Below are 16,651 nucleotides of genomic sequence, written 5' to 3'. Positions count from 1 at the left end.
GGCGGACTCGGGTCTTGCGTCTCCTAGCGGGGCAGGGCGAGCCAGAGGCCGGGTTCGGCGTGAAAGCGGGGGGCAAACCAGTGCGTCTGGTGGGGGAGCGGCATCTCGCTCTGCACTATAGGACGGCGGCTAAGGCGGCAGGCCCCCTGGGTGAGCGCGAGGCGGGCATCCCCCCGATACCAGGCGTCCGTCACCGGCAGGGCCGTGGTTTCCCTAAGCAGCCGTACCCCCCACTGAGTCACTAGGGCCGGGCAGGCTTGCTCGGCCAGCCGGGCGGCCTGCACCATGGCGGGCGCGGCAGGTGGAGTGAGAGTGCTCAGCAGCAGCAACAGGGCCCCCACCATGGCAGGTCGCTCGCCCCATAGGGGCAGCCTGCCCGCCAGCAGCACTATCCCGAGCAGGGTGATGGGCGCCAGATGGCGGGGATTGTCCGGGTTCTGGCCAAACAGGGTCCAGAGCAGCAGGGCGAGCCAGTAGAGGGTCCAGAGCGGGGAGAGGGCGGCATGGCCCTTTACCCGTTGCCACAGAGGCAGCACCAGCAGCGCTCCCATCGGCAGGGGCCAGAGCGGGGTGAGCTGATCATGGAAGGTGCGGGCCCAGCTTAGCAGCCAATCCCCATGGGCCGCCGCCGTGTTGCCCCAGAGGGTGAAGTGGCCGTCGGTAAAGCGCCGCCCCTCGGCAAAATAGGCCCAGCCATCGGCCTGCCAGACAAACAGCAGGCAGGCTAGCCCCACCAGGGTGATGGAGAGCAGAAGCTTAAGGCGCTCACCCTTGTGCGCCATCCCCAGCCAGAGCGGCAGCAGGGCCAGCACCAAGTAGGAGGGGCGCAGCGCCAGCATGAGGCCCAGCAGCAGACCGGCCAGTGTTATCTTGCGATGCAGCAAGGCCAGCAGCGCCCCGAGCCAGGCGGCCAGTGCCGGCCCGTCCGAGAGGCCGGAGAGTGCCAGCGTCGGGGTGAGCGGCAGGGCCAGCACCAGCAGCCAGACCGGCGCAAAGAGACCCGGGCGTTGCCACAGCCTGGCCGCAAGTCCAGCGGCGAGTGGTGCGATCAGCGCCGTGCCGAAGAGGCTCGCCCACTGCACTGCGGCGGCGGGATCGTCCACCGCCAGGTTGATCAACCGTGCCAGCCAGATAAAGGCGGGGTAGCCCGGAAAGTGGGGGGAGAACTCCAGCACGCTGAAGCGCGTTACCCCGTGTGCGAAGTTGAGGGCATCGTCGGAATCCAGCGCCACCGGGAAGGCCAGCAGCCAGCAAAGCCACCCCCCTTGCAGAAGCATCAGCAGGTAGGGTCGATTAGCGAAGCGTAATCGGTCGTAGTGACGCCTCCCTTCTCCCCTTGCGGGAGAAGGGTCGGGGATGAGGGGGGCCGTTTTCATCGATAGGTCGGGGTGATCAGAGCGGCGCCAGCACGGCCATCAGCGCTTTTTCCGCCTCGGCGAAGGCGGCGGCATCGGCGGGCTTGGCGCCTACCCCGAATACCCCCGGGTTGCCAATGGCATCCAGCACCCTGGCCAGCGCCTGATCGGCCGCCTTGCGATCTCCTTCGCTCAGGGAGGGGAGGATCAAGTCGAGGAAGCGCTTGCTCTTGACCACCAGCACCTTGGCGGTCTGGTAGTCGCCAAGGTTCTGGCTGGCCCCCTCGAGACGGCGTTCGATCTCCGCCTTGTAGGCCCGGTTGAGCAGGGCCGCGGTAGCGGCGGCGTCTTTGGCCTTGATAGCGGCCGCGAGCGGTGCTTGCAACTCGACCTTGTGATGCTGCTCCAGATAGGTAAGCTCGTCGGCAATCTCGCTCAAGGTGGCGCTGGCATCCTTGCCGTCAGTGGCGGCGCCAAGCAGCGCCTCACGGACGTCGATCAGCGGCTCCTTGCCGGCGGCGGCGTAGGAGTAAGCCTGCGCCTGGCCGCTCAGCGTCAGCAGCAGGGTGAGGGCAAGTAAACCCGGGCGTATGTTCATCCTGTTCTCCTTACTTATGCCAAAAGGTTATGCCAATGGCGCGGCCCTCAGGCCACGCTCTGGGTTTCGATCACGGTGTTTTCGTTGCGATGATTGAAGGTGTTGCGGCGTCTGTCTACTTGTTGGACACCGACAATCATCAGGCCACGCTCTGGGTTTCAATCACGGTATTTTCATTGCGATGGTTAAAGATGGCGTGGCGTCTGTCCACCCCGTCGCTCACCATGTCGGCGGCCATCATCCCCATCTCCATGGCGGTGTCGGTGAAGATATAGCGAAACGTCCCCTGGCGACCGGTCATGATGAGGTTGCCTATCGGCATCAGCGCCTTGATGGCGTCGTTGCGGCGCGCCTGATAGCCGAGATCCATCAGCGGATAGGCGTACTCGCTGCGCGCCTCGAAGGTCTCATCGCCAAGCTTGGCGGTATCGACGCCGAGGCTCGCGAGATCAGCGGTGACCCGGCCGCGCAGATCGGCGAGCGGTGCCTGCCAGGTGGCATCCCCCGGGTTGCAGGGGATCTCCAGCATCACCGAAGTCTGGCCCTGGGGTGCCATAAAGGGGCTGCGCCGGCGCGGCTCCTGCAGACGGGTGGCCAGAATATGGGGGTCGGAGAGGTACTGCCAGGTGTTGTCCGACAGGTTCTCCTGCTTGAGCGGCATATTGACGAAGCGAAGCGACCGGTAGTGCAGATCGCACGGCAAGCCGAGATGCTGGCAGGTCAGTGGCAGCGGCAGGGTGGAGATCACCTGATCAAAGTGCTCGCTCTGCTCAACGTCATCTTGTTTCCAATACACCCGCTCAATGCGGCCATCAGCCTGCTCGAGGCGGGTGATGGTGGCGCCAGTTTTCAGCAGGGCTCCTTCTGCCACCAGCCGTTCACCCAGGGTGGTGAAGATCTGGCCGAAGCCATACTTTGGATAACGATATTTGCGGGCATAGGTACGCACCGAGAGGTTGCCGCTGCGCCTTGGCAGCAGGCGGCGGGCCACGTCTTTGAGATCGATCAGGCTGATACGCTGACCGGCCCAGTCGGCGGAGAGCTTGTCCGGGTTGATGCCCCACAGCTTGCCGGTGTAGCCCTCGAAGAACTGGCGATAGAGTGTGCGGCCAAAGTGACTCTGGATCCACTCGGCAAAGCTCGCCTTGGCAAAATCGTCCGGCTTCTTGGCAAAGGGCAACAGCAACAGATCTTTCACCGCACCGGCCATCAGCGGCAGCGGTGCTGTCTTGAGCAGGTTGGTCAGATTGAGGGGGTAGTCATAGGTGCGCCCGCCAAAGCGGATCACGCTCTTGCGCATCGCGTGGAGCAGGTCGTCCCCCATCAGCTCGTCGATAAAGGCGAGCAGCTCGGGGTTCTTGGTGATAAAGCGGTGGCCGCCGTAGTCGAAGCGATAGTCACCATCGCGCCCCTTGAAGGTCTGGGTGGCGCACATGCCCCCCACCACGCTCTCCTGCTCGAACAGGGTGACCGCAAAACCGGCCTGGCGCAGACGCCAGGCGGCCATCAGACCGGCGGGACCGGCACCCAGTACCGCAATCTTCTTGTTGTTGTTGTCGCTCATGAGTGTTCCGAAACGGCTAGATAGCTAAGGGGACCGCGCCAGGGCGCGGCTCCCGAACAGAGGGTGATCCCCGGGCTCAGCCCCTGGTCGGGGTGGCGCTTCCCTGGGGGCGATAGCTGCGCTGCCAGAGGGTGACGAAGATGGCCAGGTAGCTGGCCCAGGTCAGCAACTGCAGGCCGGCCGGTGAGGCATTGTAGCCAAACAGGGCGCGCAGGAAGGTACCGAAGATCCCCCGATCGTCGAGAACCTGGCTGATGTTGAACACGGGCGTGGTCCAGAAGGTGATGACGTCTGCCGCCTGCAACATGTTGACCGCAGAGGAGAGCAGGCCAGCGGCGATGATGATGATGAGCAGGCCGGTCCAGCGGAAGAAGGGGGCCAGCGCCACCTTGCGGGTGGAGCGCAGCAGCCCCCACACCAGCACCACAGAAACCAGCAGCCCCGCCAGGGCACCGATGAGACCGGATTGCAGATCCACCCCTTGGCCCGAGTAGAGCAGGGCGGAGAAGAAGAGCACGGTCTCAAAGCCTTCGCGCATCACGGCGAGGAAGGCGAGCAGCACCAGACCGAACAGGTTGCCGCCGTCGATGGCCGCATCGATGCGTGCCGTCATGGCCCCCACCTGGGATTTGGCCTGCTTCTGCATCCAGATCGCCATGTAGGTGAGCACCAGGGTGGCGAAGAGCAGGATCCCCGCCATCAGCAGGTGGTTGTAGCGCTCGCTCTCGAACTGGCTCACCACCACTTGGAACAGGAAGGCGACGACGAGGGAGGTGATAAGGCCGAGCCCGACTCCCAGATAGATGAGCTTGTTGTAGCGGCTCGCCCCCAGCTTGGCGAGGTAGGAGAGGCAGATGCCGACCAGCAGGAAGGCTTCCAGCCCCTCGCGCAGGGTAATGAGAAAACTTGCAAACATCAGGATTGAGGCTCCGTATCGGGCGTGACGGGGAGGGGCTGCAGGGTCAGTTGCAGCCGATTGAGTTGCACTATGGGTGGCGCCGGCAAGCTCGGCTCGGCGGCGCGCACCGCATCACTGACCCACTTGGGGTAGGTGCGGAAATTGAGTCTGATATCGGCCTTGAAGGGGCCCTTGGCCTCGGTTGGCAGCGGCCAGGCTTCATCGCGCCAGCCATCGGCCGGAATGCGGGTGTCTTCAAGGAGCTTGGCGTAGCGCCAGAACTTGAGTCCCACCGGCTTGCCCTCGGCATCGCCGAACACCTTCCTGAACAGGCGCGCATCCTCGGGCACGGCACCGTTCACCGGCTGGCCGCTGGTGAGCACGATCTCTCCGTTGGCGTCGGTGACGGTCAGCTCCAGCCAGATCTCGCGAAAATCGGCCACACCGGTGGGGAAGGCGTGGCCGGCGCCGACGTTGGTAACCCGCACCACCAGCTGGCGGTTATCGACAGTCCCATCAATGCGGGCGGAGAGGGTGGCGCTGGCGCGCAGCAGTGCCAGGCTCTCCTGCTCGAGGGCCGGGTTCCTCAGCCCCACCAGCTGGTGCTGGGCGCCGGTGAAGTTGTGGCGATAGAGCCGTTCCTTCACCGGGCCGTTTTCGGTGGATTGGCCCGCTACCGGTGCGCCGCCGTTGCCGGGCTCCGGGTTCATGTGGCAGTCGATGCAGGTGCGCCGCTTGGCGAGATCCTCGGCCTTGGCGAAGCTGGAGTTCTCCCACTCATCCCAGGTGTTGACGATGTTGGCGCCGGTGCCTGGGGCAAACTCGTTGTGGCACGACTTGCACAGGGCCGCATCCTGGTAGAAATCCTTCTGGTAGGAGGCTTTGTGCATGGCGGGGCGGGAGTTGATCTGCCGCTCGGCCAGCCAGTGCTGAAGGCTGCCCCCCGGGGCATCCTCGAACACATAGCTCTCCCTGTCTTTCAGGTTCACCGTGAAGGCACTGTTGCCGCCAGCATCCTCGAGTTTGGTGATGCGATGGCACAGCACGCAGCCGGTGCCTTCCTCGACGACCGGTTCACCTGCCTTGTGGGCCGCAATCAGCGAGGCGCCGCCCTGCTCGAACATGTGGGAGCCCTTGGGCAGATCCTGCTGGCCGTTCAGCACCTGCTGGGGCATGTGGCAGCCCTGACACCACTGGCCGAACGCTTCCCCTTCGGTTTTGCGGGCCAGCGCCTGCACCACCTTGTAGTAGGGGTGGGAGTTGCCCATCAGCCTGTGGTTGCTCTCGCTCCAGTCCTTGAAGGCCTGTTGGTGGCAGTTCTGGCAGGAGGCGGAGTTGAGCCACTCTTTCGGGTGGGTGGTCGGCGCCTTGGTGGGCTGATTGTCAAGGTCAGGGCGCGGGGCATCGAGCCGCAGCCAGTTGGCCAGATAGGGGAGGTTGCCATCACTGGTCACGAAAGCGTGCAGATCCTCCATCATCGCCTTCACCTCGGGCTGGGGCTTGGCGGGATCCACAGTCTCGGCCCCATCGCGACCGTCGTGGCCCATGCCGCCCTGAGTCTGCTGGGTCATGCGCAGGTATTCGCCGACGAAGTCCCCGGCCACCATGTTGGCGAGGTTGGCGTGGCCGTTGATGGCGTTGTCGCCGCTCTTCTGGCGATGGGCCGCCATCAGGTGGCGGTTGGTGAAGTTGAAGCCGTCCAGATGGCAGGAGTTGCAGCTCATCCAGTTGTCCCCGGCCATGGGGAAGCGGCTATTGGCGCCGTTGTTGCCGAGCGTGTTACCAAGATGGAACAACCGCTCGCCGCGCTTGAGAGGCTCGGGGCGGGGATCCGTCTCCACCAGTTTGGCGAAGTGGGGCACATCCACTGTCACCCGGGCGAAGGGGCCGCTGCCGCCGGTATGGAGGCGGGTGAGGTCCTGCCCCATGACGTTGTGCACCAGAATGTGGTCGCCATCGATCAGCAAGTCCCGAGGATTCTGGCCCGGCAGGTGGCGCAGCAGCTGGGTCGCCTTGGCGCCCCCCTGGAACTTCTTGCGGCGGTGGCGGTTGCTGTTCTGCTTGCCGCTGCGCGAGAGGTCGAACACCAGCAGATCCTCGGAACCCGCCAGGGTCAGATAGACACGCTTGCCGTCGGCGGCGAAGCGCGCCGCGAAGGGGTTGGAAACGATCTGGCTGCGGTTGCCGACGTTTGGCAGGTTGATCTGCAAAAAGAGCTGCTTTCTTTCATCTACCCGCTCTTTCTCCTCATCGAGATCGATGATGGAGACCGCCGGGAAGACGGTGCTCTGAAACTGGAAGGGGTGGTCGAAACTCCACAGCACGTGGGGCAGCCAGGCTTCGCTGCCATCGGGGGAGAGGGCGATGCCATCGAGCAGGCGCGGCAAGCCCTGGGAGTCGCTTGGTGTGGCGCTGTGGGTCTCGGCCAGGGTGATGAGGCTGGGTTTGGGCAGGGTGGCACCCTTGGCGCTATTGCCAAGCTTGGCGAGATCATAGATGGCGAGTTGGCCCGTCATGGCGTGGGTGAGCAGCAGGCGATCGTCGTCGGTCAGGGCCAGCCCGCGCGGGGTCTCGGCAGTCTCTGCATCCAGCTGGAGCTTGCCTGAGCTGTCATAGGCCTGCAGGCGACCCGATTCGAACAGGCTGACCCAGAACCAGCGCCGCTTGGGGTCGAAGATGACGCCGTAGGGTCGATGGCCGGTGGGGATCGCCTTCTCCAGGTCGAGATCATCATCCAGCAGCAGCAGGCGATCGCCGCTGTAATCGGTGACCAGCAGGGTACCGTCGTCTGCGCGGGCCAGCTGGCGCAGATCCCCCCCCAGTTGCACCTCGTTGAGTCGCTTGCCGCTTTTTCGTTCAAGCAGGGTGACCGAGCCAGCGCTCTGGTTGGCCACCAGCAGGCGAGGGGCGTCGCCCTCGTCATAGGCGATCATGGCGGTGCCCATCTCCTGGGCCGAGGCAGTCCCCGGCAGCAGGGCGGCGAACATCAGGGATAACAACAACTTCAACATAAGATCAGGTGCGCCATGTCAAGATGGTCCAGCGCCATGCGTGGCGCAGCACCAGGGGAGTCAACGCGAGCGCGCTCAGCCAGTGGGCCCAGCTGGCGAGGTTGCCGAGGCTATCCCCCGGGGTGCCGTGCAGCACCAGCAGCAGGCCGCTGGCCAGACAGACCAGCAGCAAGGCTTCGATGATGCGCCCGGTGGTGCGCAAGAAAGGCTTGCGGCTCTTGCTCAGCAGACTGCGATGAGAGAGCCAGAAGGCACCAAACAGCAAGGGAAACAGGGTGAGTGAGAGCATGACATGGAGAAACAGATTCCAGCGTGCCAGGGACCAGACCGGGGTCAGCGGCTCCCACAGCAGCAGGCCGGAGAAAAACATCAGGTAGAGGGAGCCCTCGGCGGCCTGATGGTGGTAGGCCAGCCACTGCCAGCACTGTCGGGGTGAGAGGGAAAGGCTTGTCATTGATTGCTCCAACGCCCGGGCGGTACGGCCCGGGGGGAGCAAGTTTATAACGCAGTAAGGGTAATGAAAAGAGTTATCAATTCGGTCCTTGATGAATAGATCCTGAATGAAATCAGGGACGGGTCACTTGTGGTCTGCCAGCCGTTCCGTGATGGCGTAGATGAGGGCCGCGGTGGAGAAGGCGAGGAAGACGATGACAGACCACTTCATCTCTGTCTCGTTGCCGGAACCGTCGTCCAGGAAGGCCTTGAGCACCTCGATCCCGGCAATGGTCACCAGAGAGTTGATGACGATGAGTTTGAGTGAGGCGAAGTTGATCTTGCTGAGCCAGTTGTCACCCAGGGCCGCCCGCTGCTCCGGGGTCTTGATGAACTGCACGTAGCCGCAGATGGCCACCAGGATCAGCATCTGGGCCACCAGCACGAAGTCCACCAGGGTGAGCACCCCGGTGATGAGATCCAGATAGTGGATGTCGATGATGTCGCGGCACAGCACATAGAGCTGCATGGCAAACTTCACCATCAAGAGGGCGACACAGATAAGGATGCAGACATAGAAGGGAAACATCATCAACCGGCTGCCGTTGAGCATGACGTTGAAGCGGCGCATGGGAAACTCCATCGAAAAGAAAGGCAGCCAGAATATCCGGAAAGAAAGGAGCGGGAAAGCGCCTTGGCGCCTCCCGCCCGGCTTAGAGGGGGAAGGTGGGGAGACCCTGGAACAGTTGCTGCAACCCCTCTCCCCAGGCCTTTCGCAGCGCCAGGAAGTGGGGGTTCTGTTCGGTGATGCGGTGCTGGTGTGCCGCCGAGAAGCTCCCCTCGGGATAGACCAGGGCATCCAGGGGCAAGCCCACCGAAAGGTTGCTGCGCAGGGTCGAGTCGATGGAGATGAGGGCACACTGCAGGGCGGTCTGAAGCGGCGTCTCATGGTGGATGATGCGGTCGATGATGGGCTTGCCGTACTTGCTCTCACCGATCTGGAAGTAGGGGGTGTCGACGCTTGCCTCGATGAAGTTGCCCTCCGGATAGATGTGGAACAGGCGATGGCGCTCCCCCCGGATCTGCCCCCCCAGCAGGATGTTGCAGCCGAAGTTGACATGGCCCTGCTGCTGGCCCCCATCCCGGCTGATGACGGTGCGTATGGTCTGGCCGATGAGGGCCGCGACCTCGTAGAGGCTGGGGAGGGCAAGGAGCTCCTGCCCCTGTGTCAGCAGGCTGATGACGCTCTGGGTAGTGGCCAGATTGCCGGCGCTTTGCAGCACCAGCACCCTGTCCTCCCGGTTGAAGAGGTGCAGTTTGCGGAAGGTGGCGATGTGATCCACCCCCGCATTGGTGCGCGAGTCGGAGGCAAACACCATGCCGTCTTGCAGGCACATGGCGACGCAGTAGGTCATGAGACTCTCCCGGCCTTCATTGCTGCTGCCCATCCAGGCGAGTGACCCGCGCCTGGCTCTGCAACTGCTCGCAGCCGCCGCCGTAGCGCACCCCGCGCACCGGACAGGCATCCAGGTAATCCATGCCGACCGCGAGCTTGAGGTGCTCGTTGGCGGAGCAGGTGAGGTTGGTGACATCGAAGGTGTGCCAGCGCGCCTCAATCCACACCTCGGCCCAGGCGTGCATCGCCACGTGGCTGCTGTCCTGGCTGTAGAGGTAACCGCTCACGTAGCGGGCCGGCAGACCGGCATGGCGGCAGCAGGTCAGGAACACATGGGTGTGGTCCTGACAGACGCCGCTGCCCGAGGCGAGGGCCTCGTCGGCGCTGAAGGTGGCGTCCGTGCTGCCGGGCTGATAGGGCATGCGGGCCAGGATGCGCGCCATCAGGCCCTGCAGGTCTGCCTGGGTCGGCTCGGAGGGCAGGCACTCCTGCGCCAGGGCGCGCAGGGCCTCGCTTGGGCAGGTGAGGGTGGTGGGTCTCAGGTAGCTCAGGGGGGAGATGAGGGAGTGCTCTTCGTCCTCCTGGGCATCGTCGCGGATCTCCACCTCGCCACGGGCGCGGATGAGGATCCCCTCGTGGGGGGACTCCAGGCTCAGCACGTGCAGTATGTTGCCGTAACCGTCCGTGGTGCAGGTGGCCTCCCCCGGCAGCTCCAGCTGCCAGGAGAGGATCTGCTGGCGGGCGGTGCTGTGGGGGGTCAGGCGCAGGTACTGGGTGCTGCGGCGCACCACGTCGGCATAGTGGTAGCGGGTCTGGTGATCGATGATGAGTCTCATAATACCTCCAGGTAGGCGGCGTGGATGCTTTGGCCGATGGCGCCGATGTCGCCGAGGAAATTGCTCAGATACGCCTGCATGCCGAGGGCAAAGACATCGTCGATGGTGCCATAGGTCAGATGGGCGTTGAGTATGGTGGTGAGACGCCGGGGCGTCTGCCCGGCGTTGCCCTCGATCTGGGCCAGGATCAGCTCCATCTCGTCGAGGCAGGCGCGCAGGGAGCGCGGCACTTCGTTGCGCAGGATCAGCAGCTCGGCGATGGAGGCGTGGGAGAGGGTCTTGTAGAGGGTCTGGTGCGCCTCGTAGGCCCCCACCGAGCGCAGCAGGGCGTTCCAGCGGTAGAACTCGCGCACGCTGTCTTCATCTTCCCGGATCACCTGGTACTTGACGGTGAGGATGCGCGCCGTGTTGTCGGCCCGCTCGATGAAGGTGCCAAGGCGCAGGAACCAGAGTACGTCCCCCCGCATGATGGTGCCGTAGGTGGCGCCGCGGAACTGGTGGGAGCGCTCCTTGATCCAGTCGAAGAACTCCTGGGCCTGGCCGCTGGAGAGCCCCGCCTTGCGGCGCCGGCGGATCTCTATCCAGGCGGCGTTGATGCTCTCCCACACTTCTCCCGGGATCTTGCCGCGCACCCCGTGGGCGTTGTCCCTGGCCATGCGCAGACAACTGAAGATGCTGACCGGGTTCTCCTCGTCGAAGCAGAAAAATTGCAGCAGGTTCTCCATGTTCACCTGGCCATAGCGGGCCAGGAAGGGCTCGTGGGTGCCGCTGATGGTGAGGGGGGCCAGCAGCTCGCTGTGATCGGCGTCGATGGAGGGCATCAGCGACATGGTCTGGGTGACGTCCAGCATGCGGGCCGTGTTCTCCGCCCGCTCCAGATGGCGGGACATCCAGTAGAGTTCACTTGCGGTACGGCTCAGCATGGGTTGCCCTCCATGACCCAGGTGTCCTTGGTGCCGCCGCCCTGGGAGGAGTTGACCACCAGGGAGCCTTCGGTGAGGGCGACCCGGGTCAGGCCGCCCGGCACCAGGCGCAGCTCCTGTCCGGTGAGGACGAAGGGACGCAGGTCGATGTGGCGGGGGGCGATGCCCGCCTCGACGAAGGTGGGGCAGGTGGACAGAGAGAGCGTCGGCTGGGCGATGTAGTTGTCCGGCCTGGCCTTGAGCAGCTCGCGAAAACGGGCCAGCTCCTCGCGGCTGGCGCAGGGGCCGATGAGCATGCCGTAGCCGCCGGCGCCATGGACCTCCTTGACCACCAGCTCCTCCAGGTGCGCCAGCACATAGGCCAGGGCCTCGGGTTCCCGGCACTGCCAGGTGGGGACGTTGTTGAGGATGGGCTCCTCCCCCAGGTAGAAGCGGATCATCTCCGGCACATAGGGGTAGATGGACTTGTCATCGGCCACCCCGGTGCCGATGGCATTGGCCAGCACCACGCCGCCGGCGCGATAGACAGAGAGCAGGCCGGGCACACCGATGAGGGAGTCCGGGTTGAAGGCGAGGGGATCCAGGTAGTCGTCGTCGATGCGGCGATAGATGACATCCACCCTTTTCAGTCCCGTGGTGGTGCGCATCAGCACCTGACCATCCTTGACCACCAGATCCGCGCTCTCCACCAGCTCCACCCCCATCTGCTGGGCGAGGAAGCTGTGCTCGAAGTAGGCGCTGTTGAAGCGGCCCGGGGTCATCACCACCACGCAGGGGTTGTCCACCGGGCTGCTCTCGCGCAGGGTCTGCAACAAGAGCGCCGGGTAGCGCTCCACCGGCGCTATGGGCTGGTTGTGAAACAGCTCAGGGAAGAGGCGCATCATCATCTTGCGGTTCTCCAGCATGTAGGAGACCCCGGAGGGAGTGCGCAGATTGTCCTCCAGCACGTAGTAGTCGCCGTCGCTGTTGCGGATGATGTCGACCCCGGTGATGTGGACATAGGTGTTGCGGTGCAGGTCGACCCCCTGCATGCAGGGCTGGTACTGGGCATTGGTGAGGATCTGGGCGGCCGGGATCACCCCCGCCTTCAGGATGCGCTGATCGTGATAGATGTCGTGCAGGAAGGCGTTGAGGGCGGTGACGCGCTGGCGGATCCCCTTGTCCAGATGCTGCCACTCCCGGGCGGGAATGATGCGGGGAATGCTGTCGAACGGGATGAGGCGCTCGGCGCCGTCCCCGTCCCCATAGACGTTGAAGGTGATGCCAACCCGGTGAAACAGCAGGTCGGCCTCCTCACGCTTGCGCTCTATGCTCTTTTCGTCGGTCTGCTGCAGCCACGCCAGGTAGGCGTGGTAGTGATCGCGAAACTGGTTGTCGGCGAGCAACATCTCGTCGTAGCAACCGGGTCCGGGCGGCTTGATGGGTAGCATAGGCAACTCCTTGTGACGTCCCTGGCGTCAGGACTTGCAAGGGGTGTGCCAGTCAATTGAGTCGCTATGAAGGCCGGTATCAGTAATTTTCTGCTGATAAATCATATGGATGATTATTCTGTCAGCATGGGGAAAAGGGCGCCGCACCAGACTGGTACCCCATAGAGGGTAGCCCTGCGCCATCTTGTGGCAGTGCCTCCAGGCGCGATGAGGAGAGACCGGCAAGGAGGGGAGGCAATGCTGCTTCGCCTTGCCCCGTGCTGGGGCAGCAGAAACGAAAAAGCCCAGTCCTGAGACTGGGCTTTAGAAAATGGCTCCCTCGACAGGACTTGAACCTGTGACATACGGATTAACAGTCCGCCGTTCTACCGACTGAACTACGAGGGAATTGGCTCCTCCTACTGGACTTGAACCAGTGACATACGGATTAACAGTCCGCCGTTCTACCGACTGAACTAAGGAGGAATAGCCTGTCTCGTCGAGACGCAGCGGATATTAAAGAGCCGGGGCGCGGGTGTCAAGCCGCCCTCCGGCTGCAAATATCACTTTTGGTGCCGTTTGCCGAAAAGTTGGCCGCTATGGGACATTTTCAGCACAATCAATACCTTGTCCGTCATTACTGCCCAACTATCAATTACCTGGAGAGGCGGGCACAGGGCCCGCCTGCAATCAGGCGATGATGATGAAGCCAACAAACGCAATGGCGGCGGTCAGCAGGGCATAGGGCAGCTGGGTCACAGCATGGCTCACCAGATCGCAGCCCGAGCCCTGGGCGGCCAGCACGGTGGAGTCGCTGTAGAAGCAGGCCTGGCTGCCAAACGAGGAGGCGGAGAGCAGGGCCCCTATCACCAGCGGGATGTCGGCGCCGACCGAGTGGGCCAGGGGCATGACGATGGGAATGGTGACCGCGAAGATCCCCCAGGAGGAGCCGGTGGCAAACGCCAGCACCGCCATGGAGACGAACACCACGGCGGGCAGCAGCTGGGGCGTCATGTAGGGGGTCAGGCTGTTGATCACGTATTGGGGCAGCTGCAACTGGTCGCACACATCCTTGAACACGAAGGCGGCGATGACGGTGCCGATGGCGGGCAGCATGGTTTTGAAGCCGTCTATCATCTGCTCCATCATCTCCGCCAGGGGCATCAGGCGCTGGGCCAGATAGTAGGGGATGGTCAGCAGCAGGGTGACCAGCAAGCCCTTCCAGATATCGATGTCGAAGTAGACGGTGAAGCCGACCAGCATGGCCATGGGCACCAGGAAGTTGTGCAGCTTGCCGCCGCGATCGGCCTGGGCAAACTCCCCCTCGATGGACTTGACCGCGTAGCTGTCCGGGGTCAGCTCGGCGTCCTGGGCCAGCTCGCCGTCGCTCACCCGCATGGCGCCGACGCTGCCGTGCCGGGCCCGCAGCTCGGCCCGCTTCATGGGGCCGATGGCCGGTACCACCCCCAGGATCACCAGCAGCACCATGAGCACCGCCAGCCAGGCGTAGATCATGTAGGGGATGGCCTGGAAGTAGACGCTGATCCCTTGGCCGGTGGCGGCCACGCCGTTGTTCTCCAGCAGGCCGCCGAAGAAGACGGCCCAGGTGGAGAGGGGCACCAGCACGCAGACCGGGGCGGCGGTGGAGTCCACCACATAGGCCAGCATCTCCCGGGAGACCTTGAAGCGATCCGTGACCCGCTTCATGGTCTCCCCCACGGTCAGGGCGTTGAGGTAGTCATCGATGAAGATAACCAGCCCCAGCACGAAGGTCATGAACAGGGAGGAGCGGGGCCCCTTGGCCAGTCTGAGGGCCTGCTGGCCGAATGCCATGGCGCCGCCGGTGCGCACCAGCAGGGCGATGAGGGAGCCAAAACTGCCGCACACCAGGATCAGCCAGCCGATGGTCTCATCCTGCATGGTGCGCAGGGAGACCTCGGCGAAGGTATTGAGGGCATCGAACGGGTTGGCGCTGAGCAGCAGCAGGCCCGAGACGGTGCCGATGATGAGGGAGAGAATGGGGCGGCGCAACCAGATGGCCAGCGCCAGCACCACCAGGGGGGGAATGAGACTCAGGGCTGTCGGTTCGGACATGCGCATAGGGTCCTTGTATCTGGACCGGCCTTGGCCGGCATGGAAAAGAGAGTGCCCGGCAAGGGATGTCGGGCGGCAACACTGCTTCTTGTCGGGATGACGAGGGGGAGGAACCACCTGCACCGTCACCGGCCAAAACATCGGCGCAGAAACTAAGACGCATCCCGGACCGAGTCAACCCAAAATTCCGGGCAAAGCGGCAAAAGTCGTCAATATGGCGGCGAACGGTGCAAATTCGCGGCAGGAGAGGCGTTTCATTGATCCCGGCCATCGAAATCGGGCCGGCTATCGGTTAAGGTTGCACAGGATACCATCGCCGCGTCGACACCGTTGCCGGCCCTTGACGATGATCGGGCGCCGACCCCGTCGGCCTTTGTCTCTCTGTTCTGGTATGACGATACTCATGCACACTCAACAAGCACCACTTCCCGTGAGGCTCGCCGTGGCCTTGCGCCAATCCTGCCTGGATGAACCCTACACCCTGACCCGACTGGGTCGCGATCTGGTGGCGGGGATCACGGTTGGCATCATCGCCATCCCGCTGGCCATGGCCCTGGCCATCGCCAGTGGCGTGCCGCCCCAGCACGGCCTCTACACCGCCATCATCGCCGGTGTCGTCATCGCCGTGACCGGTGGCTCCCGCTACTCCGTCTCCGGCCCCACCGCCGCCTTCGTGGTGATCCTCTACCCGGTCTCCCAGCAGTTCGGGGTGGGGGGGCTGCTGGTGGCGACCCTGATCTCGGGCTGCTTCCTGGTGGCCATGGGCATGGCGCGGCTCGGTCGCCTCATCGAGTACATCCCCCCCTCGGTGACCCTGGGTTTTACCGGCGGCATCGCCATCGTGATCGCCACCTTGCAGATCAAGGATTTTTTCGGCCTGCGGGTGCCCGAGATGCCCGAGACCTATCTGGGCAAGGTGGAGGCCCTGGCCCAGGCCCTGCCGAGTTGGCAGTGGGGTGACACCCTGGTGGGGGTAGCGACCCTGGCTGTCTTGCTGCTCTGGCCCAGGCTCAAGCTGCCGGTGCCGGGTCATCTGCCCGCCGTGCTGGTGGGGGCAGGGCTTGGCATCGCCCTGCACGGGGCCGGGGTCGAGGTGGCCACCATCGGCAGCCAGTTCCACTATCTGTTGCCGGACGGCAGCCAGGGGGCGGGCATTCCCCCCATCGCCCCCAGCCTGCTGCTGCCCTGGTCCCTGCCCGGACCCGATGGCCAGCCGGTGAACTGGGATCTGGCCACCATAGAGCGGCTGTTGCCCGCGGCCTTCTCCATGGCGATGCTGGGGGCCATCGAATCCCTGCTCTGCGCCGTGGTGCTGGACGGCATGACGGGCCGCAAGCACAGCTCCAATGCCGAGCTGGTGGGGCAGGGGCTGGGCAACATAGTGGCCCCCTTCTTCGGCGGCATCACGGCCACCGCCGCCATCGCCCGCTCCGCCGCCAACGTGCGGGCCGGGGCCAGCTCCCCCATCTCTGCCATCATCCATGCCCTGGTGGTGCTGGCCGCCGTGATGGTACTGGCCCCCTGGCTCTCCTGGCTGCCCCTCTCCGCCATGGCGGCCCTGCTGCTGCTGGTAGCCTGGAACATGAGCGAGGCGCACAAGGTGGTGGAGCTCATCCGCCGCGCCCCCGGCTCCGACGTGCTGGTGCTGCTGGTCTGCCTGTCGCTGACCGTCATCTTCGACATGGTGATCGCCATCACCTTCGGGGTGATCCTGGCCTCCCTGCTGTTCATGCGCGAGATAGCCAGGATGACCCGGTTGCAGGATCTGGGGCAGCACAAGCGCCATCAGCATCAGGTGCCCGAGCAGGGCCTGCTCTATCGCGTCAATGGCCCCCTCTTCTTCGCCGCCGCCGAACGGGTCTTTGGCGAGCTGGCCGAGCAGGTGCAGGGCCACCGTCTGCTGGTGTTGCAGCTGGACGCCGTCTCCATCCTGGATGCGGGGGGGCTCTCTGCCTTCCTCCACTTCGAGCAGCAGATGGCCAAGGCGGGTGTGTGTTTACGCATCGCCGAACTGCAATTTCAGCCCCTCAAGACCCTGGCCCGCGCCAAAGTGGCACCCGTGGCGGGCAAGCTGGAGTTTTACGGCTCCCTTGAGGAGGCATTGGCGGGAGAGCACGCCCCCGGATAAACGGGAG

General features: G+C 64.2%; 13 protein-coding genes and 2 tRNA genes. 1 reads left to right on the top strand and 14 read right to left on the bottom strand.

Annotated elements, in window-relative coordinates; all coding sequences use genetic code 11:
• Positions 1-23 precede the first annotated feature (23 nt).
• From ACLHZ1_RS15325 to ACLHZ1_RS15260, 14 genes are all read right to left on the bottom strand, one after another.
• Positions 24-1,283 carry a hypothetical protein gene (locus ACLHZ1_RS15325; protein WP_427262787.1) on the bottom strand — a complete coding sequence of 420 codons (1,260 nt, stop codon included), beginning with the start codon at positions 1,281-1,283 and terminating at the stop codon, positions 24-26.
• Positions 1,284-1,392: 109 nt separating this feature from the next.
• On the bottom strand, positions 1,393-1,953 hold the full coding sequence (locus tag ACLHZ1_RS15320; protein WP_427262776.1) for a hypothetical protein: 561 nt from the start codon (positions 1,951-1,953) through the stop codon (positions 1,393-1,395).
• A gap of 139 nt (positions 1,954-2,092) precedes the next feature.
• Positions 2,093-3,517, bottom strand: a complete 1,425-nt coding sequence (locus tag ACLHZ1_RS15315) for an FAD-dependent oxidoreductase (RefSeq protein WP_427262775.1) — start codon at positions 3,515-3,517, stop codon at positions 2,093-2,095.
• A gap of 76 nt (positions 3,518-3,593) precedes the next feature.
• On the bottom strand, positions 3,594-4,433 hold the full coding sequence (locus tag ACLHZ1_RS15310) for an FTR1 family iron permease (protein WP_427262774.1): 840 nt from the start codon (positions 4,431-4,433) through the stop codon (positions 3,594-3,596).
• Positions 4,433-7,426, bottom strand: a complete 2,994-nt coding sequence (locus ACLHZ1_RS15305; RefSeq protein WP_427262773.1) for a YncE family protein — start codon at positions 7,424-7,426, stop codon at positions 4,433-4,435. The genes ACLHZ1_RS15310 and ACLHZ1_RS15305 overlap by 1 nt, the downstream gene beginning before the upstream one ends.
• A 4-nt stretch (positions 7,427-7,430) precedes the next feature.
• Positions 7,431-7,880: a hypothetical protein gene (locus ACLHZ1_RS15300; RefSeq protein WP_005327423.1), complete on the bottom strand. Its 450-nt coding sequence runs from the start codon at positions 7,878-7,880 to the stop codon at positions 7,431-7,433.
• Positions 7,881-8,003: 123 nt separating this feature from the next.
• Positions 8,004-8,489, bottom strand: coding sequence for a YqhA family protein (locus ACLHZ1_RS15295; protein ID WP_182785676.1), 486 nt, complete (start codon positions 8,487-8,489; stop codon positions 8,004-8,006).
• A gap of 82 nt (positions 8,490-8,571) precedes the next feature.
• Entirely contained in the window at positions 8,572-9,273 is a 702-nt protein-coding gene (locus ACLHZ1_RS15290) for a peptidase (protein WP_427262772.1), read from the bottom strand.
• A gap of 16 nt (positions 9,274-9,289) precedes the next feature.
• Positions 9,290-10,090 carry a transglutaminase family protein gene (locus ACLHZ1_RS15285; protein WP_427262771.1) on the bottom strand — a complete coding sequence of 267 codons (801 nt, stop codon included), beginning with the start codon at positions 10,088-10,090 and terminating at the stop codon, positions 9,290-9,292.
• Positions 10,087-11,013 (bottom strand): alpha-E domain-containing protein, encoded by a 927-nt coding sequence (locus ACLHZ1_RS15280; protein ID WP_043130372.1) that lies wholly within the window; start codon positions 11,011-11,013, stop codon positions 10,087-10,089. The genes ACLHZ1_RS15285 and ACLHZ1_RS15280 overlap by 4 nt, the downstream gene beginning before the upstream one ends.
• Complete coding sequence (locus ACLHZ1_RS15275; protein ID WP_182785675.1) at positions 11,007-12,443, bottom strand: circularly permuted type 2 ATP-grasp protein; 1,437 nt, start codon at positions 12,441-12,443, stop codon at positions 11,007-11,009. The genes ACLHZ1_RS15280 and ACLHZ1_RS15275 overlap by 7 nt, the downstream gene beginning before the upstream one ends.
• Before the next feature lie 311 nt (positions 12,444-12,754).
• Positions 12,755-12,830, bottom strand: a tRNA-Asn gene (locus ACLHZ1_RS15270).
• Between the two features lie 2 nt (positions 12,831-12,832).
• Positions 12,833-12,908: transfer RNA gene (locus ACLHZ1_RS15265), tRNA-Asn, on the bottom strand.
• Between the two features lie 204 nt (positions 12,909-13,112).
• Entirely contained in the window at positions 13,113-14,516 is a 1,404-nt protein-coding gene (locus ACLHZ1_RS15260; protein WP_427262770.1) for a Na+/H+ antiporter NhaC family protein, read from the bottom strand.
• 403 nt (positions 14,517-14,919) lie between these two features.
• Here ACLHZ1_RS15260 and dauA point away from each other — a divergent pair, with 403 nt between their 5' ends.
• Positions 14,920-16,644, top strand: a complete 1,725-nt coding sequence (gene dauA / locus ACLHZ1_RS15255; protein WP_427262769.1) for a C4-dicarboxylic acid transporter DauA — start codon at positions 14,920-14,922, stop codon at positions 16,642-16,644.
• Positions 16,645-16,651 lie beyond the last annotated feature (7 nt).

The sequence above is a fragment of the Aeromonas sobria genome (assembly GCF_050266975.1).
Taxonomy (GTDB): Bacteria; Pseudomonadota; Gammaproteobacteria; order Enterobacterales; family Aeromonadaceae; genus Aeromonas; species Aeromonas sobria_B.
The sequence above is the reverse complement of the archived record's forward strand: the minus strand, read 5'-3'. Positions and strand labels throughout refer to the sequence as shown.